Source organism: Actinoplanes sp. NPDC051537 (genome assembly GCF_055586105.1).
This window is the reverse complement of the sequence record NZ_JBVJIU010000023.1, coordinates 43,734-59,036: the sequence shown is the minus strand read 5'-3', so window position 1 is coordinate 59,036 and position 15,303 is coordinate 43,734. Positions and strand designations below refer to the sequence as shown.

14 protein-coding genes are annotated in these 15,303 nt (G+C 70.3%); 6 read left to right on the top strand and 8 right to left on the bottom strand.

What is annotated here, in order from left to right; all coding sequences use genetic code 11:
- Positions 1–37 precede the first annotated feature (37 nt).
- Positions 38–1,237, bottom strand: a complete 1,200-nt coding sequence (locus ACZ6TB_RS41475) for a glycosyl hydrolase (RefSeq protein WP_465564922.1) — start codon at positions 1,235–1,237, stop codon at positions 38–40.
- A 72-nt stretch (positions 1,238–1,309) separates the two neighbouring features.
- Positions 1,310–2,062, bottom strand: coding sequence for a sugar isomerase domain-containing protein (locus ACZ6TB_RS41470; RefSeq protein WP_465564920.1), 753 nt, complete (start codon positions 2,060–2,062; stop codon positions 1,310–1,312).
- A gap of 119 nt (positions 2,063–2,181) precedes the next feature.
- On the opposite strand from ACZ6TB_RS41470, the gene ACZ6TB_RS41465 reads away from it, so the two are divergent.
- Positions 2,182–3,099, top strand: coding sequence for an N-acetylglucosamine kinase (locus ACZ6TB_RS41465; protein ID WP_465565152.1), 918 nt, complete (start codon positions 2,182–2,184; stop codon positions 3,097–3,099).
- A gap of 479 nt (positions 3,100–3,578) precedes the next feature.
- On the opposite strand, the gene pdxY is transcribed toward ACZ6TB_RS41465, so the two are convergent.
- Positions 3,579–4,469, bottom strand: coding sequence for a pyridoxal kinase PdxY (gene pdxY / locus ACZ6TB_RS41460; protein WP_465564917.1), 891 nt, complete (start codon positions 4,467–4,469; stop codon positions 3,579–3,581).
- 49 nt (positions 4,470–4,518) lie between these two features.
- Here pdxY and ACZ6TB_RS41455 point away from each other — a divergent pair, with 49 nt between their 5' ends.
- Entirely contained in the window at positions 4,519–5,013 is a 495-nt protein-coding gene (locus tag ACZ6TB_RS41455; RefSeq protein ID WP_465564915.1) for a GNAT family N-acetyltransferase, read from the top strand.
- 52 nt (positions 5,014–5,065) lie between these two features.
- Positions 5,066–5,515 carry an Rv0361 family membrane protein gene (locus ACZ6TB_RS41450; protein WP_465564913.1) on the top strand — a complete coding sequence of 150 codons (450 nt, stop codon included), beginning with the start codon at positions 5,066–5,068 and terminating at the stop codon, positions 5,513–5,515.
- A gap of 18 nt (positions 5,516–5,533) precedes the next feature.
- On the opposite strand, the gene folE is transcribed toward ACZ6TB_RS41450, so the two are convergent.
- Positions 5,534–6,088, bottom strand: coding sequence for a GTP cyclohydrolase I FolE (gene folE / locus ACZ6TB_RS41445; RefSeq protein ID WP_465564910.1), 555 nt, complete (start codon positions 6,086–6,088; stop codon positions 5,534–5,536).
- A gap of 90 nt (positions 6,089–6,178) precedes the next feature.
- Between folE and ACZ6TB_RS41440 the strand changes: the two genes are divergently transcribed.
- The gene (locus ACZ6TB_RS41440; protein WP_465564908.1) at positions 6,179–6,670 is read left to right on the top strand and encodes a MarR family winged helix-turn-helix transcriptional regulator; all 492 of its coding nucleotides are present in this window, start codon (positions 6,179–6,181) and stop codon (positions 6,668–6,670) included.
- A gap of 40 nt (positions 6,671–6,710) precedes the next feature.
- Positions 6,711–8,051: an aminomethyl transferase family protein gene (locus ACZ6TB_RS41435; protein ID WP_465564906.1), complete on the top strand. Its 1,341-nt coding sequence runs from the start codon at positions 6,711–6,713 to the stop codon at positions 8,049–8,051.
- Between the two features lie 42 nt (positions 8,052–8,093).
- Here ACZ6TB_RS41435 and ACZ6TB_RS41430 read toward each other — a convergent pair whose 3' ends face one another.
- From ACZ6TB_RS41430 to ACZ6TB_RS41420, 3 genes are all read right to left on the bottom strand, one after another.
- Positions 8,094–10,889 carry a LamG-like jellyroll fold domain-containing protein gene (locus ACZ6TB_RS41430; RefSeq protein ID WP_465564903.1) on the bottom strand — a complete coding sequence of 932 codons (2,796 nt, stop codon included), beginning with the start codon at positions 10,887–10,889 and terminating at the stop codon, positions 8,094–8,096.
- 62 nt (positions 10,890–10,951) lie between these two features.
- Entirely contained in the window at positions 10,952–11,623 is a 672-nt protein-coding gene (locus ACZ6TB_RS41425; protein ID WP_465564901.1) for a lysylphosphatidylglycerol synthase transmembrane domain-containing protein, read from the bottom strand.
- Between the two features lie 21 nt (positions 11,624–11,644).
- The gene (locus ACZ6TB_RS41420) at positions 11,645–12,628 is read right to left on the bottom strand and encodes an ABC transporter permease (RefSeq protein ID WP_465564898.1); all 984 of its coding nucleotides are present in this window, start codon (positions 12,626–12,628) and stop codon (positions 11,645–11,647) included.
- Between the two features lie 10 nt (positions 12,629–12,638).
- On the opposite strand from ACZ6TB_RS41420, the gene ACZ6TB_RS41415 reads away from it, so the two are divergent.
- Entirely contained in the window at positions 12,639–13,241 is a 603-nt protein-coding gene (locus ACZ6TB_RS41415) for a TetR/AcrR family transcriptional regulator (protein WP_465564895.1), read from the top strand.
- A gap of 17 nt (positions 13,242–13,258) precedes the next feature.
- Here ACZ6TB_RS41415 and ACZ6TB_RS41410 read toward each other — a convergent pair whose 3' ends face one another.
- Positions 13,259–15,214 carry a hypothetical protein gene (locus ACZ6TB_RS41410; protein ID WP_465564892.1) on the bottom strand — a complete coding sequence of 652 codons (1,956 nt, stop codon included), beginning with the start codon at positions 15,212–15,214 and terminating at the stop codon, positions 13,259–13,261.
- Between the last annotated feature and the right edge of the window lie 89 nt (positions 15,215–15,303).

The window sequence follows — 15,303 nt, the reverse complement described above, 5'->3', positions numbered from 1 at the left end:
CGATCGCTGGGCGCGACCGGCCCGCTTCACCGTGGGATCAGCAGCGGCCGAGGTCCTGCCACTGGTCGGTCCAGCCGGGCTCGGAGCCCTTCGTCCAGTACTTGGCCTTCCACAGGTGCTTGCCGTCACCCGAGGCGGGGCCGTTGGGGTCGCCGTACTTGCTCCGCTCGTGCTTCACCAGGTTGCCGCCGGTGTAGATCGAGTTGAAGTTCCACTCGGGGGCGTTCGAGCAGTTGGTGGCCGGCGGCGTGGTCGGCTGCGTCGTCGGCTGCGTGGTCGGCGGGGTCGTGGTGGGCGACGTCGGCGGGGTGGTCGGGGTGGTGCAGCCGCCGCTCGACGCCGTGCTGTCCAGGTACGCGGTGCCGGCCGTCCGGTAACCGGAGGTCTGCGCCGCGATCTGGGCCGGGGAGAGCACCTGGTTCTTGGCGAACAGCAGCCAGTCGACCTGCTCGTTGTAGGTGCTCGTGCCGCCGCTGTGGGTGGCCGTGTCGATGAACCACAGGTTCCAGTTGATGGTCATCGTCTGGCGCGGGTAGAACTTGCCGGAGTGGTCGCCGACCTGGACGCCGTCGATGAAGTAGATCATGTGCCCGTTCGCGACCTGGGCGACCAGCGTGTGCCAGCCGTCGTAGCTCTGCCGCTCCTCGGAGTGCACGTTGTCGGCGTACCAGGGCTCGTTCTGGTACGTGTACCAGCTCGTCTGGTAGTTGATCGGCCCGGTCTCGCCCCAGCCGCCGTTCGGCAGGTACTCGGAGATGTCCAGCTCCGAGTAGGTCGGGTCGAGGTCCCCGTTCAGCGGGCTGATCGTGAAGAACGTCTGGTTGATGTGGTCGCCGTCGTTGCCGGCGGCCGGCGTGTCGGAGAAGCGGATCCGGCTGGCGTACGTGCCGTCCAGGAACTTCTTCTGGGTCGAGTAGAGCTCGGCGTGCTTGGTCCCGGCCGCGGTCCCGTCCGTCGACGCAGTCAGCTGCATCACCTGGTCGCCGCCCGAGCTCGGGAACGAGATGTTGTTCGGCGACCAGTTCGCGCCGGCCACGCCGGGCCCGCCCTGGTAGCTGCGCGGCGTCCAGCCGTGCCCGGTCAGGTTGGAGTCGGCCGACGAGCTGTAGTGGAAGTCGTCGAACAGGTAGCCGCAGTCGGCGGCCGCGGCCGACGTGCCGGAGGTGAGGGCGACCGCGCCGGAGGCGGCCAGCACCGCCACGGCGAGACCCGCCAATCGACGTTTGTCGATTAACATGGGGATGATCCTCCCAAGGGAGTAGGGGATTTCCTTACCGCGCCGGGGCCTTCCCGGCGCGGGGGCTTCCTTTTAGGCGATCCGCCGGATCCGCCCGGCGTAGCGGGCTTCGAGGTCGGCGTTGTGGTTCTTGCCGCCGTCCACGTTGTCCGACCGGTAGAGCGGGGGCTCCTCGCCCGCCTCGACGAGCGCGGCGACGACGTCGGTGACGAGCTGCTGCGCGAGCAGCGCGGCGGTGATCGAGCTGACCGCCCCGACCGCCCCTCCCCCGGGCAGCGCCAGCGCCGCGTCGCCGTGCGGCGCGCCGTTGTCCAGGACCACGTCGGCGATCTCGCCGAGCTTGCGGCCGCTGGGATGCCGGGACGCGACCCCGGCCGAGTGCTCGGCCGAGGTGATCGCGATCAGGCCGTGGCCGCGCTCCTTGACCAGCAACGCCATCTCGACGACCGCGCCGTTGATGCCGGAGTTGGAGGCGATCACGAACACGTCGTCGGGTTTGATCGGGGCCAGGTCGTAGAGGCGGTGCGCGATGTCCGTACGGCGCTCGACCAGGGGATCGGCGAGGACGTCGAGGGGGTCCCCGCCGTAGAGGACGACGTCGCGCAGGGCGATGCGGTTGGTGGGGACCAGCCCGCCGGCCCGGCCCGCGATCTCCATGGCCACGGCCTCCGAGTGGCCGCAGCCGAAGGCCTGGATCACGCCGCCGTTGCGGACCGACTCGGCGAGAAGGGCGACGGCCCGGCGCTTCTGCTCCACCTGGCCCTCGCCGACGCGGTCGACCAGAACCCGGACCACGTCCAAGAAGCCACTGCTCGTGAGACTCACTGCTGTCCTTTCGCACGACCGTCCGGCGGTCAACGTTTTCATCCGGTGCAACTGACGATGAAAATTACGACCGATGGCGCAGCTAGTCAATAACAAGTTTTTATGTTTCGATCGTGACCATGGGAGACGGGCTGGTGATCGGGGTCGATGCGGGCGGCACGACCTCGCGTGCCGTCCTCGCCACCACCGACGGCGAGATCCTCGGACGCGGGGGTGGTGGTCCCGGCAATCCCGTGGCCGAGGGCCCCCGGGCCGCAGCCGGGATCGGCGCCGCGATCGAGGCCGCCCTGTCCGGACGAGATCCGTTGGCGGTGATGGCCGCGACCCTCGGTATCTCCGGCACCAGCGTCGCGTCGAACCCGGCGATCGTCGGCGCGTTCGCCGCCATGTGGGCCCACGCCGGCCTGACCTGCCCGATGACCGTCGTCGGCGACGTCGTCACCGCGTTCTCGGCGGGAACACCGGCGGCGGACGGCGTGGTGCTCATCGCCGGCACGGGCGCGATCGCCGCCGAGATCCGGGCCCACGCGATAACCCGAACCGTCGACGGCCACGGCTGGCTGCTCGGCGACGAGGGCGGCGGGCGGTGGATCGGCCTGCAAGCCGTACGCGCTGCTGTCCGGGATTGGTCCTTGCCCTTTGCTCACCGGATCGCCGAACACGTCGGCGTCGAGACCGCGGATCAGCTGGTCCAGTGGGCCCAGGCTCTGCCGTTGGCGGCGATCGGCGACCTGGCTCCCCTGGTCTGCGCCTCCGCCCGATCCGGCGACCCCACGGCCGGGCGCATCGTCACCGACGCCGTCGCCTGCTTGCTACGAAGTCTCGGTGCCCTGTCCGCGCCCGGCCCGACCGTCCTGGCCGGCAGCCTCCTGGTCGGCGACACTCCGGTCCGCGACGGGGTGGTGGCCGCCCTGGCCGAGCGTGGCACCACCGTCGGCACCGCGCACGATCCGGCCGCGGCGGCGGCCTGGCATGCGGCTCGCCCGCACAGCGATCTGGCGCCCGCCCAGCTGCACAAGGCCCTTCTCGGCGCCTGACGTACAGGTCGTGGTCGGCGGCCCGGTCGGCCGGCTCGGATCCGGTGCGGTGGGCGCACAACGCCTCGTCGAAACGGCGAAGGTTCAGCCAGGCCGGTCCCACCGCACCGAGCGCGCGGCCCTGTTCCTGGAGGTCACCGATCGACTGGGCGAGTCCGTACGCCTCCATCGCCGCCTCCTCGTACAGGCCCATCAGACACACCGCCCGGCCGGGTTCGAGCTCGTCGTGCAGGAATGCCGACCCGAGCCCGTCCGGCCCGCGCCGGACCGCGATCTCCAGGAAGGCGGTCCGCAGCCGCCGCGGTGTCGCCGGCAGCCCGTAGAAGGACCCTCGGACGCTCTGCTGACAGGTCTCGAACGACAGCGGCGTCGCGAGCTCCGCGGGATGGCCGAAGGCGCTCGACCGCGGCGGCGTGCCGTAGAGGCCCCACCGGGCGGACCCGGGGAAATGCAGCACGTCGTACGCCCCGACTTGATGACTACTGAGCGAGCTCGTCCACATTCCGTTCAGTGCGCCCTGATCGCACCTGTTCGGCGTGGAACTGCATGCGCGGCGCGGCGTAGAACTCCTGGGCCTGCACCAACTGAAGCTCGCGTTGGCCGGAGCGGTAGGTCGTCTCGATCAGATCAAAGACGCTGGACGCCGTACGCTCGAGAGCCACCGCCGCATCCTTGGTGGCGACGTAATGCGCGGTGAACAGGGCGGCCGTGACGTCTCCGGACCCGTTGGCCTTGAACGGCAGATGCGGGGTGCTCACGAGCCAGGCGCCGGTCCCGTCCACGGCCAGCATCTCGATCGTGCCGTCCGCCCGGTCGGGCCGCTCCACGCTCGTGACCAGCACGGTCGAAGGACCCACGGCCCGGGCGAGGTCGGCCGAGGCGAGCGTCGACTCGATGCTCGCCGGCTCGGTTCCGGTCAGGTAGCCCAGCTCGAACTGGTTGGGCGTGATGATGTCGGCCACCGGCACCACCCGGTCCCGCAGCATGTCCGGGATCTCGGGCGCGACGAAGCATCCCGACTTCGCGTTGCCCATCACCGGGTCGCACGCGTAAACGGCCGACGGATTCGCTGCCTTCACCCGGCGCACGGCGTCGACGATGACATCGCCGATGCCCACCCCACCCTGGTACCCCGACAGCACGGCGTCGATCTGCGGGAAGACGCCCCGTTCCTCGACACCGAGCAGGATCTCGGCGACGTCGGCCGGTGGCAGGAGCGGCCCCCGCCAGGCGCCGTAGCCGGTGTGGTTGGAGAAGTTCACCGTGGGAACGGGCACGACCTCGACGCCGATGCGCTGCAGCGGAAACACGGCCGCCGAGTTCCCCACATGCCCGTGAGCGACGGCCGACTGGATGGACAGAATCCTCATCTCCCCAGCCTAGAGAGGCTCGGCGCCGGGGTATGGGTAGTGTCGGGCAATGCCCGAGCTGAAGCCGTTGCGCGCCGATCATGCCCCGGCGGTCCTGACCTTCGAGCTGACGAACCGCGCCTACTTCGCCGCCTCGATCTCCGACCGCGGCGACGACTTCTTCACCCAGTTCGCCGATCGGTACGACGCCGCGCTGGCCGACCAGGAGTCGGGCACGTGCGCCTTCTATGTGCTCGTCGACGAGGACGGCTCGATCCTGGGCCGATTCAACCTCTACAACATCGAGGACGGCGGTGCGGAGCTCGGCTACCGCGTCGCGCAGCACGCTGCCGGCCGCGGCGTGGCGACCGCCGCCGTCCGGGAGCTGTGCCGCCTGGCCGCCGCCGAGCACGGACTGCGCGGTCTGCGGGCGGGCACGGCCGGTGAGAACGCCGCGTCCCAGCGGGTCCTGACCAAGGCCGGGTTCGTCCCGGCCGGCCCGGCCGACCCGGCCCACCTCGGCGGCAAACCGGGCATCTGGTTCCACCGCGACCTGGCGTCATAGCCCGCGTCCGAAGGGGACGGCCGGGATCGGATCCCGGCTGTACGATCCGCGCATGTCCGCGACGCCGGTCTATGGAGCACCGTTCGGCCCGCCACCGAGGCGCACCCGCTGGGGCCTGATCATCGGGCTGGCCGCGGGCGGCCTGGTGTTCCTGTGCTGCGCCGGGGGCGCGCTGTTCTTCGGGCTGATCGCGAGCCAGACCAAGCCGGCCAACGCGGCCGCCGAGTCCTACGTCAACGCGGTGATCGCCGGCAACGACGTCCAGGCGCTGAAATACGTGTGCTCCGCCTCCGGCTCGAAGGCCAACCACGACGATTTCACCAACTACGTCCGCGGCAAGAACGTCAGCGACAGCAGCGTGGTGAACACCAAGGTCACGCTGTGGAACCTGTCGTGGAAGGCCACCGTCGACATGGAGCTGACCGTCGGCACGGGCGCCAAGGAGCCCTTGGAGCTGCCGCTGGCGAAGGAGGACGGCAAGTGGAAGGTGTGCGTCACCTGAGTCCGGCCGCCGGTGGCGTCACCGGCCGCGGGCGACGGCGAGGAACTCCTGGCGGGAGCGGGGGTCGCTGCGCAGCCGGCCGAGCATCGTCGAGGTGACCGTGGTGGAGCCGATGGCCTGGACGCCGCGCAGGGTCATGCAGGTGTGCTCGGCCTCGATGACCACGCCCACGCCCTTGGGCGAGAGCCGGGTGTTCAGCCAGTCGGCGATCTGTTTGGTGAGGCGTTCCTGGACCTGGGGGCGCAGCGCGAACTTCTCGACGACGCGGGCGAGCTTCGACAGGCCGAGGATGCGTCCCTCGGGGAGATAGCCGACCATGGCCCGGCCGTGGAACGGGAGCAGGTGGTGCTCGCAGACCGAGCGGAACGGGATGTCGCGGGCCACCACCAGTTCGTCGTAGCCGTCGTCGTTGGGGAACGTGGTCAGGTCGAACGGGCGTGGGGTGAAGAACTCCGCGTACGCCTTGGCCATGCGCCGCGGGGTGTCGATCATCGTCTCGTCGTCGGTCGGGACGTCGAGCGCGGTCAGGAAGTCGCGGGCGGCCTTTTCGGCGGCGACCAGGTCGATGGTCATGCCGGGTAAGTTAACAGGTGACTGAAAACTTTGAAACGGCCGGAAACACAATAAGGTTGCTGCAAACGGCCGAGGGAACGGAGACCGACGATGGCGCAGGCGGCCGAACCGGGCTGGCAGGACGGGTTGCCCTACGTGCTCTACCGCGCGCAGCAGGCCGTGCACCGGCAGGCGCAGGATGCCCTCGAGGGCCTGGGCGTGACGGTGACCCAGCTCGGGCTGTGCGTGCACCTCGACGAGCTCGGCCTGATGTCGGCGTCCGACCTCGCCCGCCGCTTCCATCTGACGCCGCAGAGCGTGACCACCGCCCTCGCGCAGCTCGAGAAGGCGGGCTGGGTGCGCCGGCTCCCGCATCCGGTGCACCGCCGCGTCGTGCTGCACGAGCTGACCGAGAGCGGGCTGGCCGGAGTGACGGACGGGCGCGCCCGGATGGCGGCGGTCGACCGCCTGCTCGACGACGCGCTGCCCGGCGGCGCCCACGACGAGATGATCGCCCGGCTGCGCGAGCTGACCGTCGCGCTCGAGGGTGAGGATCCGGAATACCGCGGCGCCTGGCCGGTGGCTCGGCCTTCCGGGGTTTGAGGCCCTTTAAAAGTTTTCATATGACTGATAACTTCGGCGCATGGTCAGCCTCGAAGAAGAAATCACCAACGCGGGCGGGGCTCTTCCGCTGCTCCGCCAGGGCCGCTCCGGCGCCTACCCGTTCCCGATCCGGTCCGAGTTCACCAACTGGCGCGACGAGCAGGAGGCGTGGCGACAGTCGGCCGCGCTGATGGACCTCTCGCACCACATGACCGACCTGATCGTGCGCGGCCCGGACACGTACAAGCTGCTGGAACGCCTCGGCGCGAACAGTTTCACCGGTTTCGGCACCGACAGCGCCAAGCAACTGATCACGGTACGGCCGGACGGCTACATGATCGGCGACTGCATCCTGTTCGGGATGGCCGACCACCACGTCCGCATCGTGGGCCGGCCGCCGGCGCTTAACTGGGTCGAGTTCAACGCCGTCACCGGCGGCTGGGACGTCGAGGTCGGCAAGGACCTGCGCACCGTGCAGAACCCGAAGGGCCGGGAGCTGTTCCGCCTGCAACTGCAGGGCCCGCACGCGGCGGCGATCTTCGAGAAGGTCAACGGCGGCCCGATGCCCGACATCCCGTTCTTCCACATGGGACATTTCAAGGTCGGCACGCACGAGGTCCGGGCCCTGAACCACCGCATGTCCGGCTTCCCCGGGTACGAGTTCACCGGCCCCTTCGCCGAGTTCGAGTCCGTGCGGGACACGATCGTCGAGGCCGGCGCCGAGTACGGGCTGCGCCAGATCGGCTCCCGCGCGTACGCCTCGGTCGCCACCGAGTCCGGATGGATCGCCAACACCCTGCCCGCGACGTACACCGGCGACGACATGAAGGCGTTCCGCGAGTGGATGCCGGCCCGCTCGTTCGAGGGCACGCTCGCGCTGGGCGGCAGCCTGGTCGCCGACGACATCGAGGACTACTACCTCACCCCGTGGGACCTCGGCTACGGCCACGTCATCAAGTACGACCACGACTACATCGGCCGGGAGGGGCTCGAGGCCCGCAAGGACGAGCCGCACAAGCGCAAGGCCTGGGTGCTCTGGGACCGCGACGACGTCGCGAAGGTCGTCGCCAGCTACTACGAGCCCGGCGACCGGCGCTTCAAGTACCTGGAGACGCCGGCCGCGTTCTACACCGCCTGCCAGTTCGACCGGGTCGAGAAGAACGGCGAGCTCGTCGGCGCCGCGATGCTCACCATCTACTCCTCGAACGTACGCGGCTGGATCTCCCTCGGCCCGATCGACCCGTCCGCCGCCGTCGGCGACCAGGTCGAGATCGTCTGGGGTGAGCCGAACGGCGGCTCCCCGAACCCCGCCGTCGAGCGCCACACCCAGACCCGCATCAAGGGCACCGTGATGGACCGGCCCTTCCCCCAGGGGCATTGACACCCGGGCGCATCGCACACGGAACGGCCGCCGACATCGAGGTCATCGGCCGGCGGCGGCCGCCCCGAGGATGTCGACGTAGTCGAGGTCGACGACGCCGGGGCGGTCGGCCTTGGTGAAGGTGAGCACGGAAGCGCCCGCCGGGAGGTCGACGGTGACGGTGGTCTGCCGGATCATCTCGCGGAACTGGGTCGGGTCGTACGAGATCGGTTGCCATGGTCCGTTGTTCACCCGCAGCAGTTGGCCGGCCTTCGTCTGCGCTCGCCGTTCCTGCTCGGTGCCGGCCGTCGAGTATCCGATCTTCAGGCGGTAGCGGCCGGCGGCGGGGACGGTGACGGGCAGCCGCAGCTCGCTGGCCGGCTGGGCGAAGTCGGCGACGTAGGCGTTGCCGGACACGTACGGCGCGAAGAAGTTGCTGGTGTCCATGTTGATCCGGACCAGGTCGGCGTCCGTCCACGCGCCGCTCTCGGCCTGGACGCGGGTGCGGAAGGGCGTCACGTTCAGGTAGTCGAGCCCGAGCGTACGACCGCTTAGCTTGATCTTGATCTGGTTGGCTCCACGGTGGAGCGTGGTCGTGGTCCGGGCCGTGGCGAAGCCGTTCGTGGCCGGGAACGTCACGGTCCGGCCGGCCACGATGCCGTCGCCGCCGCCGGTGTAGCGGATGCCGAGGTCGTACGGGCCGGCGGCCGGCGCGGTGACGGTGAAGCTGAACTCGTGGCCGGTCGCGTACCGGTTCTCGGAGGCCAGCGGGCTGGTCAGCGATCGCCCGCCGGTTGCCTCGTAGCGCTGATATCCCGGCACCGGGCCGGCGGCCGGGCGGATCACGGCGAGGTACGCGGTGGTGTCGTCCATGCCGGACACCGGCACCGAGATCGCCCCGTCACGCACCGGGTAGGCACCGCCGAAGACCGGGACGGGCCCGGCGGAGACGCCGTCCGTGCCGGTCCATTCGGTGGCGTAGACCCGGACGTCCGCGCGACCGCCGAAGCTGAGGCCACGGACCTTCAACTGCAGGTCTCCGGTGCCGCCGCCGAAAACGACGCGGGCCGTTCGGGTGCCCCGGTCCACGCTCGCGAACCCGTCGGGAGCCGGCAGGTGCTCGACGCCCTCGATCCCGGTGGTGACGGTTCCGTCGCGCCCGTTGCCCGACGCATCGGGCACGGCCGTCCCGGCGGCCTCGTCGAAGTGGTAGGACAGCACGTTCCCGGCCCCGGGCGCGGTCATCAGCGCCTGCAGGTCGGCGGCGGACAATGCCCGGTCGTAGATGTTGAAGTCGTCGACGGTGGCGTCCAGCAGCGGATCGGGATACTGCGAGCGGCCGATCCAGTTGTGGGGCGTGTCGCCGCCGGCCAGGTCGGACGGACCGAGGGTGAGGGCGGGGTTGGTGCCCACCGCTTCCCCGTTGACCCAGAGCGTGCCGGTGGTGCCGGATTTGGTGACGGCGACGTGGGTCCAGCCGGTCGGCAGCGGTGTGGAGCTGTTGATCTGCTGCTCGGCGCCCGGACCGGTGGTGATCGAGAAGCGGAGGCCGGCGCCGGCCGCCCGCGGTGTCAGGAACATGTTCACCGCGGTGCCGGTGCCGAAGTCGAAGATCCGGGCCCAGTCGGCGGTGGAGCGGAGATCGACCCAGGCCGAGATGGTGAAGTCGCCGACGCCGTGCAGCACGTTGGCCGGCATGGACACATACTGGTTGGGGTCGTCGCCGTTGAGCGGGATGGCGGTGCCGTCCCGGCCGGGCGCCCGGGTGGACGCCGCGGGAACCGGTGTGCCGACATCGATGGACCGTGCCGTCGGCGCGGGCGGGGTGACGGTCACCATCTTGCCGGTCATGTCGCCGTACCACTTGTAGAGCCAGTAGTTGCCGGTCGGCTCGGCGTCGTTGGCCGGGCCGGAGCCGCCGCCCTTGGGTACGAGCAGGTCGGCGAGCCGGCCGGGCTTGTGCCAGAAGGCCAGGTCGGCCGTGTCGACCCGGGCCCGCTCGAGCTTCGCCACGAACCGGGTGAGCCAACCGGGCACGCCGGCGTCACGAGGCGAGCCGTACTCGTTGATGCTGATCGGCCTCGGCGCGAGTCCGAGCTCCTTCTCCAGCGCGCGGTACTGCTGGACGTGCGTCTCGACCTGCATGCCGGTGTCCGGGCCGAGCTCGTGCCAGGAAACGATGTCCGGCACGGTCCCGGACGCGACGGCGGCGGTCAGGAACGGGCGCAGGCCCACCTCGTAGTCGCGGTCGTAGCTCGGCCCGATGATCGGGGTGGCCGGATCGATCGAGCGGATGAGCCGATAGGTTCGCGCCCACATGGTGTCGAAGTCACCCCAGGCGGGGTTCCAGGTCCACTGCGGCTCGTTCCAGATCTCGTACCCGTAGATGTTGTCCGCACCGGAGGCGAGCCGGGCCCTCACCATCCGCTCGACCTGGCCGTACCAGTAGTCGTCGCCCTGCCACACGTACGGGAAGCTCGGAAAGATGTCGGGGAGCCGGATCGTGACGGTGGCGCCGTTCCGCTTCGCGACCGGCCACACCTTCAGCGTGTCTCCGACCGGCGCCGGCTCGCCGTTGGGTTGGTGGGTCGCGCCGGGCGGCGGCTGGGTGAACATCTTGGGATTGATCCCGGCGATCCAGCGATCGTCGGGCCAGCCCTCGTCCGCGATCCCGTACAGCGAACCGGAAGCGGCCTGGTCGACCGGCTTGATCGGCTTTGACAGGTCGACCGCGAGCACCATCGGGGCCCGCTCGTCAGGTGCGGCGGCCCGGCTTACGCCAGGCTCGGTCATCGCCGCACCGGCCACCAGAACCAGCACTGCCGCCGAGCCGGCGCCCACCCGCGTTCGCTGCCGCATCGCGCACTCCGCCCATTAGGAAAACGTTTGCCCTCGGACGTTAACGTTCACATTTAAGGCTGTCAATGCTGGTCAGCGGTGTCCGCGCGGCGGCCCTTCAGGACGAGCCAGGTGACCCAGCCGGCGCCGATGACGAAGCCGAAGCTGATGATGCGGTAGAGGACGACGGCGGCAATCACGGTGGACGTGCCGACGCCGCCGGTCACCAGGCCGAGGATCAGCGCGCTGTCGATGATGCCGAGCCCGCCGGGGATGATGGTCACGGTTCCGGCGGCCATGCCGGCGCAGAACGCAGGCAGCACCTCGGTGCCGTTGATCGGGCCGTCGCTGATCGCCCGCAGACACATCCACAGGCAGACCGCGTCCAGGCCCCAGTTGAGCACCGCGAAGATCGCGGCCGCGGCTCCTCGCCCGGGCGTGAGCCGGGCCGAGCCCAGTTGCCCGATGAAGGCGCGGACCCGGTCCAGACCCCGCTCGGCCGGGCGGCGCCGGAGCCGGTTGACCCGGGCCAGCACCACCCGGACCGGCGGCTCGACCAGATCCGGCCGGCGGGTCACCCGCCGGACACCGACCATGATCAGCACGATCACCGCGACCGGGCCGGCGAGGCTGTACCACTGAGGCGTGCCGTGCGGGGCCAGTGCCCCGGCCACGGTGACCACGGCCAGCGCGGCGGTGGACAGGATGTTGCGCCTCGTCGTACCCAGCTCCCGTTTGACTGATTTCCGCGCCAACTCGGCCCGCCCGGCGCATGGCTAGACAAGTGCCGATTGCGGCCGGCCCGGACTCGTTCCGGAGACCGAAGGGGTGACGCGGCGGGAGCGATGATGGCCGATCAGGCTCAGCACGGCGCCCAGCGCCAGCCAGGCGAGCAGGACGATCACCGAGTCGCCGATGCCGTCGCCGCCGAAGTATGCGGTGGACCGGAGGAGATGCATTCCGGCGCCGGGCGGCAGGAGCTGACCGACGGCTCCGGACCATCCGGGCAGCATCTCCGGAGCGCTCGAGGCGCCGGACAACGGATTGCCGACGAGCAGCATCGTGACGCCGCCGATGCTGAACCCGACGTAGCCGAACAGGGACTCCAGCCCGAGGATGGTCAACGAGGTGGCCGCGACGGTCAGCGCGATGGCGCCCGCGTTGGCGAGGTAGTCGCCGTCGAGCGAGCCGAGCCAGAACTGCAGGATCGCGGCCATGGCCAGGCCGCCGGTGACGGCGTAGGCGAAGGCGCTGACGGTACGGCGGACCCGGCCCCGCACCAACCGGGTGAGCAGCACCGCGGCGAGCATGCCGCCGAGCACGATGGGCAAGGAACCGGCGGCGACGCCGGCGCCGCGCGGGTCGTTCGACGGAAGGGCGGCCACGTCGTGGACCGGGATCGCCGAGCCGCCGCTCTGGTGCTCGCCGAACGCGGCGGCGACGCTCTGCAGAGTCTGCGCCACCGAGGGGCTGTCGCCGGAGGCGATCAGGATCTGGACGCCACCCGGGCCGACGTCGATCGCGCCGTACACCTTGCGGTCGCGGATCAGCCGTTCGGCGTCGGCGACGCCGGAGACCCTGGTGGTCGTGAAGCCGCCCGGCAGGCGCTGATCGAGAGCGGCGGTGACCTGGTCGACCGCGGCGGCCGGACCGTCCACCGCGACCGGGATGCCGTGGACCGACGACCGCGCCGCGGGCCAGGCAAAGGCGGTGAGCAGCACGCTGATGATCACCGTGAGGAGGCCCACGGCCTTGGACACCGTGAGTCACATGCGAGTGACCGCGCAGTACCGGGAGGCCCGCCGCACCGAGATCATGGCCACGGCGGCTCGGGTGTTCGCCGCCAACGGCTTCCACTCCACCTCGATGGCCGACATCATCGGCGAGTCCGGCATGTCGGCGGGCGCCGTGTATCGGTACTTCCCCAGCAAGGAAGAGCTGATCGCGTCGGTGGCGGAGACGGCCCTGTCATCCGCCGACGAGGCGTTCGAGGCGTTGCTGGCCGACGGAGCGGCGCCGTCGCCGAAAACGGCGGTCATCCGAGCGATCACCAGCCGCGTCGCGCACGACCCGGTGCTCGGCACCGACGTGACCAAGATCAGCGTGCAGGTGTGGGCGGAGGCCCAGCGCAGCCCGCACCTCGCCGCGCGCGCCAACGACGTGTACCGCCGGCTGCGAGGCCACTTCGCCGAGGTGGCCCGCCGCCGGCTGGCCGCCGGTCACATGCCCGCCGAGGCCGACCCGGAGCAGGTCGGCGCGGCGATGCTCGCTCTGGTGCAGGGCTTCGTCCTGCAACGGCTTCTGGTGAACGACACCGACGCCGAAAGCTACCTGGCCGGCGTGACGACGTTGCTGTCCGCCGAGGACGGCTGAGAAATCGATGCGGCCCGTCAGTCTTCGGTGAAGATTTCGCCGGCTCGGTCGTCGGCGTCGTTCGCGTGCAAGATTGCCGCGGCCGCGTACGCCGCCGCCGAGGCAACCCGATGCACGGGCCACTCCGGCGGCAGTTCCCCGCGCGCGTCGAGCAGCGTCTGCGCGTCGGCGGCCGGTCCGGTGACGCTGTCGAGGACGCCCACCGGGCTGCCGTTTTCCTGGGCGAGTTGCATGGCCTTCTGAACCCAGTGGGCCGCCCGGGCGCGTGCGGCCGGTTCCAGGCGAGGGTCCTCTCCCGCCAGCCCGGGAAACTCGGCGATCAGGTCGGCCGCCGCGACGGGCGACACCTGCGCGGCCAACCGGAGCATGGTGGCGCGGATCGCGGCATCGTCGTCGTCGCGGTGCAGGACCACTGCCGAATGCATGGCCGGGTTCACCAGCAGGTGCGAGGTGATGGTGTGCGGTGTCTCGGTCAGCCGCACGGCCGTCTCGGTGACGACGAGCAGCAACCGGATGCGTTTGGCCAGGCCGGGTCCGGCGGCGAGGACCTCCTCGAGCGCGATGTGCATCTCGTCGTACGCGTCCGCGCTTTCGTCGGGGTCATCTCGTTGGGTGTCCGCCAGAGCCGCGGCGAAGGTGTCGATGTGCTGACGGATCCGGGCGGGGACTCGTTGCTGCGCCAGCGCTGCCGTCAGTGGCTCGGGGCCGGCCATCACCACGGTCGCGTAGAAGACCTGGTGGAAGGCGGAGACATCGCCGGCGACGTCCGCTCTCAGCGTCGCGGCGGCTCCGGTCTCGAGCAGGTCGGGATGGCGAATCGCCAGCCAGACAAGAAGATGCGACGCACCGGCGAGATGCACCTCGGCGGCGTCGTCTTCCGCGGCCGTCTCGTTGTCCTCCTCCTCCTGCTCGGCGTAGCGGGAGACGATTCCGTCGTCGCCGAGCCGATCCAGGACCTGCCATGGTCCACTGAGGTTGGCGAGCGGCGCGCACAAGGTGGCCGTGGCCCGGAGTCCGGCCCACAGCAGGGCCTTCAGTTGGCGGTTGCTGGGTTCGTCGGGTAACCGGTTCCACTGGAGGTCGTGCGCCTCCGCGAAGTCCTCGACGAGAACGTGCCCGCGCATCGCGTCGTCGGCGAAGTCTTCGTTGCTCGTTTCCCGGGCTCGCCGGAGAAGGTCATCGGCCAGGGCGAGGTCGCCCGAACCATGGACGACGAGTTTGGCCCGGGATCCCTGCCCGCTCTCGAACCGGGCGGCGCGGATGAGCAGAGTGCCGAGCGACCGGGACAGCAGAACCCCCCAGGGCGGCTCGACCGATCCGGCCACGATGTCGTCGGCGAGGTCACCGTACGCGTGCTCGGTGGGGTTCCAGATGGCTCGGAGGGCGAGGGCCAGCAGATACTGCCCAGCCGGCTCCTTCAGGTTCTCGTCAAGCAGGTCCGGCAGGGGCCGGCGTGACTGCGGTCCGGGCTCTTCGGCGGTGATCGGGGGCAGCCAGTTGTCCTCGTCGTAGGGCTTGTCGAGTGGGGAGATCTCGAGCCCGCTCGGAGCGTATTCGAGGAGCGCCGGGCTCCAGGTGGTGAGGTGCTGCGCCAGCGCGGCCACGACGATCGATGCCTGCATGAAGTCGTCGCAGTCCAGGACCACCAGGACGATCACGCCTCCCGGATAGCCCAGGATCCGGTGGTCGAGGATGTATCCCCCGGACGACCCGTCATCGTCGGACTCTTCGTCCTGGACGTAGACCCGCGGTGCTTCCCACCCGTTCTTGACAGCATCGGCAACGGCGTCGATCAGCGTGGTGACGCCGGCGTCGTCGGCTTCGGGGCCGGAAATGCTGACTCGGCACAGGTACGGCAAGACCACGCTCCCAGCTAGCGACAGCGATGCCGGACACACAGGCAGGCCGACGTCAATCCCGACGCTACCCGGTACGGCGGCCCGGCGGCTCCCCGCACCGGCGTCGTCGACCATCCCGTCCGGCGCCCCGCTTGCAACATCTTCAGAAAATGCGTCAACCGAGCCTCGTAACCTCTATGCAACATCTTGGCGAGATGTAACAC

Excerpts from the sequence above, each read along its gene's own strand:
- ACZ6TB_RS41415 (WP_465564895.1), top strand. The coding sequence starts at position 12,639 with ATGCGAGTGACCGCGCAGTACCGGGAGGCCCGCCGCACCGAGATCATG.
- ACZ6TB_RS41475 (WP_465564922.1), bottom strand. The coding sequence starts at position 1,237 with ATGTTAATCGACAAACGTCGATTGGCGGGTCTCGCCGTGGCGGTGCTG.
- ACZ6TB_RS41450 (WP_465564913.1), top strand. The coding sequence starts at position 5,066 with ATGTCCGCGACGCCGGTCTATGGAGCACCGTTCGGCCCGCCACCGAGG.
- ACZ6TB_RS41410 (WP_465564892.1), bottom strand. The coding sequence starts at position 15,214 with ATGGTCGACGACGCCGGTGCGGGGAGCCGCCGGGCCGCCGTACCGGGT.
- folE (WP_465564910.1), bottom strand. The coding sequence starts at position 6,088 with ATGACCATCGACCTGGTCGCCGCCGAAAAGGCCGCCCGCGACTTCCTG.
- ACZ6TB_RS41465 (WP_465565152.1), top strand. The coding sequence starts at position 2,182 with ATGGGAGACGGGCTGGTGATCGGGGTCGATGCGGGCGGCACGACCTCG.
- pdxY (WP_465564917.1), bottom strand. The coding sequence starts at position 4,469 with ATGAGGATTCTGTCCATCCAGTCGGCCGTCGCTCACGGGCATGTGGGG.
- ACZ6TB_RS41430 (WP_465564903.1), bottom strand. The coding sequence starts at position 10,889 with ATGCGGCAGCGAACGCGGGTGGGCGCCGGCTCGGCGGCAGTGCTGGTT.
- ACZ6TB_RS41440 (WP_465564908.1), top strand. The coding sequence starts at position 6,179 with ATGGCGCAGGCGGCCGAACCGGGCTGGCAGGACGGGTTGCCCTACGTG.
- ACZ6TB_RS41455 (WP_465564915.1), top strand. The coding sequence starts at position 4,519 with ATGCCCGAGCTGAAGCCGTTGCGCGCCGATCATGCCCCGGCGGTCCTG.
- ACZ6TB_RS41435 (WP_465564906.1), top strand. The coding sequence starts at position 6,711 with ATGGTCAGCCTCGAAGAAGAAATCACCAACGCGGGCGGGGCTCTTCCG.